At 48.7% G+C, this 6,106-nt stretch carries 5 protein-coding genes; all 5 read right to left on the reverse strand.

Annotated features, from left to right (window positions below; all coding sequences use genetic code 11):
- Positions 1-301 precede the first annotated feature (301 nt).
- Complete coding sequence (locus QMZ29_RS21010; RefSeq protein ID WP_025304264.1) at positions 302-1,186, reverse strand: ATP-grasp fold amidoligase family protein; 885 nt, start codon at positions 1,184-1,186, stop codon at positions 302-304.
- Positions 1,187-1,236: 50 nt separating this feature from the next.
- Positions 1,237-2,532: a lysine N(6)-hydroxylase/L-ornithine N(5)-oxygenase family protein gene (locus tag QMZ29_RS21015; RefSeq protein ID WP_025304263.1), complete on the reverse strand. Its 1,296-nt coding sequence runs from the start codon at positions 2,530-2,532 to the stop codon at positions 1,237-1,239.
- Between the two features lie 930 nt (positions 2,533-3,462).
- The gene (locus QMZ29_RS21020) at positions 3,463-4,323 is read right to left on the reverse strand and encodes a hypothetical protein (RefSeq protein WP_230201426.1); all 861 of its coding nucleotides are present in this window, start codon (positions 4,321-4,323) and stop codon (positions 3,463-3,465) included.
- Between the two features lie 36 nt (positions 4,324-4,359).
- The gene (locus tag QMZ29_RS21025; protein WP_025304261.1) at positions 4,360-4,842 is read right to left on the reverse strand and encodes an Hcp family type VI secretion system effector; all 483 of its coding nucleotides are present in this window, start codon (positions 4,840-4,842) and stop codon (positions 4,360-4,362) included.
- 47 nt (positions 4,843-4,889) lie between these two features.
- Positions 4,890-5,372, reverse strand: a complete 483-nt coding sequence (locus tag QMZ29_RS21030) for an Hcp family type VI secretion system effector (protein ID WP_025304260.1) — start codon at positions 5,370-5,372, stop codon at positions 4,890-4,892.
- Positions 5,373-6,106: the final 734 nt, after the last annotated feature.

The raw sequence follows: 6,106 nt of genomic DNA on the forward strand, positions 1-6,106 counted from the left end.
ATTATAGCTTCCTATACATATAGAACATTTTATTATAAATATGTAAGTGATTCTTATTAATCATTTAATACCATTGTTTTTCAAATGGTTATGTGATCTGACTGGCGTATTGCACTTGGGTCGGGTGTGGGCTGCCAGGGATAGGCAGCAGAGATTTTGCTGTAACGGTGGCATGAACAGGCGAGGTCATCGGCCCGATATCCCTCAGGGCAATACCGGCCCGCGGGCTGCAAAAAGGCCGGCCGGTATTTATCCTCAGGCGCAGCCGATCTTCACTGTGGGATGTGGGACCAGGTGAAAATCAGTGCTGTTGCAACGTCAACATCTCGCCAAGCAAAACATCGGTTGGCGGCAGAATATCCGTATCCAGCCCGGCGGATGGGGTAAAGGTCAATTCGCCGAAAATGATCTGGCCTTTGGAGATGTAGAAATCAACGCGAACAAACTCGAAGGGCGCGGACAAGCGTGAGGCGTACTCAAACAGCTCATCGTAGCCTTCTGGCTTCACGAAGGCGTCTATTTCTTCCTGGCTCAAGGCCAGGCAGTCATCGCTGTAGCACAGAAACTTGAAATCTTTGTCAAAGAAGTAATACTTCGGCGACCCGGTTTCTCTGCCGACACACAGCAATGTGCAGTAAGGTACACCGCGGAAACAATAGATTTTATAGTCTTCAGGTCCGTGACCATTGGCCGATTCGATATATTTCTCCCCAATGATCTTTTTTTGTATCCCTTTGTAGTTGAGCTCTACATAAGTTTTCCAATAATCGTCTTTCATCCAAGCGTCGATCAATTTTTTTGCGCTCTTGATATTCAGCAATTTTTTATTCTGGCAAATCAGGTTATACCCGGAACCGTGATTCCCTTTGATCACAAACTTATCCGGCAATGCGTCCCACGGAATATCGTTTACTGAATCACAGGCAAAGTACAATTCATTAAGGATCTCTTCGCACCCTTGATCTTTGATGTACTGTCTTACCGCATATTTATCTGCACACTGCTTCACCAACGCGTTGTGACTATAGCCATTCAATTTCAGGTGATTGATCTTTTCATTCCAGGTGGACGGCGCCTGCAAGTTTAACGGTTTGCCAAATGCTTTTTTGTAGAGCAATCTGGCCTTGAATTCGGGGGCCAATACGGCCAGCTGCTTCGTAATAAATTTAATGACTTGTCTTTTCATATACGTAATTCCATCAAAGCGTAGTGACAATGATTAAGTCGTTCTTGTATTTAAAACGCGGGTGGTGCGCTTTCACTGCGCCATTGAATGGCTGTCGGCGTTGTTCCCAGATCAAATGGCTTGTGGTCTAACGCCCGATTAAGAATGCGAGCCGACCGCCACGCCATCAGGCTCAACTGCGGATCGGCAATGCCGTGATTGTGCATACTGGCGTTCATGGCGAATAAGCAGTTCTCCGCCGGGCCTTCCCACTCAAAGGTAAAGTCTGGGGCGATGCGGTATTCGCCCTCCGCAGTGGTTAGTAAGCGGTGGGCCAAAGGTTCAAGGAACTCTGGCGTGGCCGATTGATAACCGGTGGCAAAGATCACCACGTCCGCCTTGAAGGCTTCTTCGCCGTGATCGAGATGATGACGCGTTTCGAGTTGGTAGGCGTTATCCAGCGTGTGTTTCACGGCCGTCAGCGAACGGCTGGGCAGCAGGCGCACCCATAATTTCTCGCGCAGGACGTCGAAGCGGTGGTACATGGCGCGATAAATCGCTAGCAGCGACTCACTGGTGATGCCGTCTGAGGTCATTTTCTGTTCGGCCAGCATATGCCGTTTGGCCGCGCTATCCAGTGAGTAAAAGCTCTCGACGTAATCGGGCGTGAAGTATTCGTTGGCAAAGGCCGCTTCATCGAGCGCATTATAGTTGTTGCGGCGCGATATCCAGTCGAGCTGCTCCGGTTGCCCCCATTCCCCTTTAAAAATATTGAGGAATAGGTCTGCGCCGCTCTGGCCGCCACCGACGATCGCCACGCGTTTGCCGGTCAGATCGGGGTTGCGCAGCATCATTTCGCTGGCGTGGAAACAGCGATCGCTTTGCGTTGTCACGCAATCAGGCAGCTTTATTTTCTTGCCAATACCGATACTTACGTGCCTGGCGTGGAAGACCTTATTCGAGGTTGTCACCACGAACTGGCGCTGCCGATCGTCAAATTCGACCCGCTGAACGTCTTGATTGAATGCCAATGATCCCATCCCGGCGGCGGCCCAGGTGAGGTAATCGGCGAACTCTTCGCGCGATGCGGTGCGCTGCTCCGTCGTCAGGAAACGATAAAATTTTCTGTTTTTTACCAGATAGTTGAGAAAGCTGTAGCGATTGGTTGGGGCAACCGCGCTCACTAAATCTTTTAAAAAGTTGGTCTGCATACTGCAGTCCGCCAGGATCATCCCTGGGTGCCAGGAGAAATGAGGTTTGCGTTCAAGGAATTGTCCCGTAAATCCCTCTATTTCACTTCCTAAGGCTGCTAGGCTAAGATTCGACGGGCCAAGGCCAATACCGATGATATCCAAATGCTGATTCATTAATAAGCTCCAGTATAATGAGAATAATACCCAGAAATACGGCCGCAGATAGGGTGGCTTATAGCAACCAGGCTGCCTTTTTCTTATAAGTAAGCTTCACGAATTAAATGTAATTAAACGGTGTGCAGGCCAAAAATACCGCACTTTTAAATGCCCGTTTAGAATTCGGTAGCGCATTAGGTAAAGGCTACGGGTGTATTTCTTTCCATGAAAATTCCTATGAAGGTTTTGCGCGTGTATTTAATGAATATTCCTAAGTAAAAATCCGATCTCTCCCTGATTCATCAAGCCATGAAAACGGCCACCAGGGAGGATGCCCACCGTATGAGTTCTTATCTGCTTTTCTGGTGTCTATGCCATTGCATTGCCGGGATCGGTGTATTCGTTGCTTAGAATAGCCTTAAAATAGGCACGGGGAAGGTGAAATAACGTGATATTAGAGGCAGGATGCTTTTTGCAAAGATGAAATCGGAAGTGAAATTATGAAATCTGCGCGTTGTGATTTAGTTTTTGTCATTAAATTCAATGTGTTATTTTATTTTTTTGCGGCAGGGCATCACACTCTTTCACTAAGGTGATACGCACACTTCTGTACCTTTATCTCTTCTTGTTGCCCCCCGAACGGCAATATTTTACCCCGAGTTGCATCACCCTATGGGCGCGGATGGTTCGCGTTAACTACCGGTGTTAGGGTTCGTTTAATTAATGCCGGGCAAAGGCTGGCCGGAGAGGACGCTTGCTCGAGGCGAGTGTGAAAAACCTGGCCACGCTGGCGCAACGGTTGAATCCGATCCGGCAATCTGCCTTGTCATCATCATTGACCATTCTTACCGACAATAAAAATCTTTTGGTCAGCTCGAGGCATTTTTGCCCCCTGGACTGAATGGCTACCGTTGCGCCACAAGCGTGAAGACCTGCCAGGTTGATCAATCACGGGAGCTTCAAATTGCTGAGATAGTCATACTGGGCTTTCGAAATGTCCAGTTCCCCATCGCTGAAAAAAACTTTTATAAACATATCGCCCTGGCCGACGATATCTACACGCTCGTAGGTTCCCGTTACAAAACGGCGCACGATGGCCTGAATGGCCTCGGCATAGTTAGCAGGAACTGCATTATTATCCGTGACTTTTTGTTCAAATGTAATAGGGTACTCTGCTTGAGGATCGGGGCTGTATTGTGCGCGTTTGGCTGCGCTTTCAAACTTGAAATCATTAAAGGCATTGTGGGTAGAGTTAAACATATCGGCAAGGTTTTTGATATGCGCCGCCATCTGATTCACGACCATGGTTTTATTGGTCACGAAGCGTTTACCCAAATAAGTGCCTGTCACTACAGCGAGCTGGGCGGCATTTCTGCCTAAAATGCTGCCAACGCCAGAACCGGCTCCCGTCCATAATCCCGCGATCAAAACCAGACCGGCCCCGCCTACGGTACTCGATGCGATATTCTCAAAATGCTGAACACGGGCTCCCATTTGCCATGAGGTTCCGGGAAAAGAGACATTAATTCGGTTATCCAGGTGATTAATTCTTCCGCCTGGTCGTTGTCCTGACTCAATAGTGTTGGCTGTCAACCGGCGGTTGTTTTCATCTTTGAGTTCACCCAGCGTAAACGCGATCTGGCCGGTCTCCGTTTTTGTTAATCGAAAGACTTCTTCTGGTGACAGAGACCTGACGAGGATCAGCGCCTCATTTAAAATCTCGCGGGTCAAAAAGTTGGCCGACACCCGATTATTCGATTCGTGTTGCGATGTCAGAGCTAAAATTTCATGTGACTTAGGAAATGCCATAATGCCCCCGTCATTACGATATGCACCGTAATGTGATTAGCTTTCTTTATTTTGCTTAATATCCCAGCCCATCTGCACCGAAGCCCCTTTATTACCTTGCTTCGCTTGCTCCCAGTATTCCATCGATACTTTACCGGCCTGAAAAGAGTACTCAATGCCTAGCGTGGAACCGTGCTCGACACCGATGAAGTCGGTATGAGTCACCAATACATCTTCCAGGGTAATGCGGGTATATTCCACTTCCTGCCCACCGGCTTTGCAAAGAGACAACTGCACCTTGGCGAGATGTTTACCGGCCGAGCAGTATTTCAATAAGGCAGGTGTCGCTTTATCTATCAGAGCCTGTACGGTCAGATCGCGAAAGTTCACTTTACCCGCACCGCCGCCGCCGCCAACGGCCATATTGCCAGGCTGTCGCGCGCCCCAGTTAAAGGAAAAGACATCGATCCATTGCTTGTGATTCGCATTTTTCGATTCACCATTAATGCCTTCAACTTTTAAAAACATATCCATTGCCATGATTTTATCACCCGATCATTAACGTATTGTTAGGTGCCAGAATGCGCTTAGCTCTCTTTATTCTGCTTGATATCCCAACCAGATTTGCTTTCCGCGCCTTTAGTGCCGCTGCTGCCTTGTTCCCAGTAACTCATGGTGACTTTTGACGCCTGGAAGGCGTAATCAACCACGATCGCATCATTTTGGCCTACACCGTTAAAATCGGTTTGCGTCACCAGAACGTCTTCGAGAACGATTTTGGAATACTCCACCTGGTTGCCGCCCGCTTTGCATACGGAAAGCTCGATTTTCGCGACATGTTTTCCACTGGAACAATATTTGAGAATAGCGGGCGTAGATTTGTCGATAAGGGCTTGAATACGGAGGTCTTGATAATTCACTTTTCCGGAGCCACCCCCGCCGCCAACAGCCATATTTCCTGGCTGTGAAGCGCCCCAGTTAAACGAAAGTACGTCGGTCCATCCTTTATGATTGCTGTCTTGGGACTCGCCCGTCATTCCTTCAACTTTCATATACATATCAATGGCCATTGTCGCCGGATCCTCCATTATTTCGTGTTGGCAGCGGAATAGGTTAAAAATGCCTTATCAATGGGTAAAATTCAGCATAGCCCTATATGAATGAATTGACAGTAATGTCGTTTTTATTCGGAATGTTCCTAGTTTTTGTGCAATATATTATTATTTAACAATGGGATGCGGTTATATGTTCGTAACTGTATCCCATCACCGTTCGACAATAAAACACTCAATAAACACGGAATATGAGCGCGTTCGTTTGACGTTCGGGTAGTTGGGGATTGGGGGCGCTCTTTCGAGAGAGTCCACCTGTAATGCGAAGTTACACCCCATCGGATGAAGCGATGGGGAATCCGTACTCCAGAAAGCGAAAAACCCGCCATAGGCGGGTTCTTCTGAATAGGGCGACCGGACTCGGACAACCGGCGCTGGCGCCGTGTTGAACAGCGCTTCAGCGCTGGCCCGCAGGGTGAGGTCTTCAGGCCGAATAATCGAACGCAGTTCGATGGAGAGTCCGTACTCCAGAAAGCGAAAAACCCGCCATAGGCGGGTTCTTCTGAATATGGTGCCCGGACTCGGACAACCGGCGCTTGCGCCGCGTTGAACAGCGCTTCAGCGCTGGCCCGTAGGGTGAGGCCTTTGGGCCGAATAATCGAACGCAGTTCGATGGAGAATCCGCACCCCAGAAAGCGAAAAACCCGCCATAGGCGGGTTCTTCTGAATAGGGCGACCGGACTCGGACAACC

Origin of the sequence: Serratia sp. PF-27 (assembly GCF_030053255.1) — a bacterium.
GTDB classification, from domain to species: domain Bacteria; phylum Pseudomonadota; class Gammaproteobacteria; order Enterobacterales; family Enterobacteriaceae; genus Serratia; species Serratia bockelmannii.

Bases quoted from the DNA above. Each gene is read 5' to 3' on its own strand.
- QMZ29_RS21010 (WP_025304264.1), bottom strand. From the start codon at position 1,186: ATGAAAAGACAAGTCATTAAATTTATTACGAAGCAGCTGGCCGTATTG.
- QMZ29_RS21015 (WP_025304263.1), bottom strand. From the start codon at position 2,532: ATGAATCAGCATTTGGATATCATCGGTATTGGCCTTGGCCCGTCGAAT.
- QMZ29_RS21020 (WP_230201426.1), bottom strand. From the start codon at position 4,323: ATGGCATTTCCTAAGTCACATGAAATTTTAGCTCTGACATCGCAACAC.
- QMZ29_RS21025 (WP_025304261.1), bottom strand. From the start codon at position 4,842: ATGGCAATGGATATGTTTTTAAAAGTTGAAGGCATTAATGGTGAATCG.
- QMZ29_RS21030 (WP_025304260.1), bottom strand. From the start codon at position 5,372: ATGGCCATTGATATGTATATGAAAGTTGAAGGAATGACGGGCGAGTCC.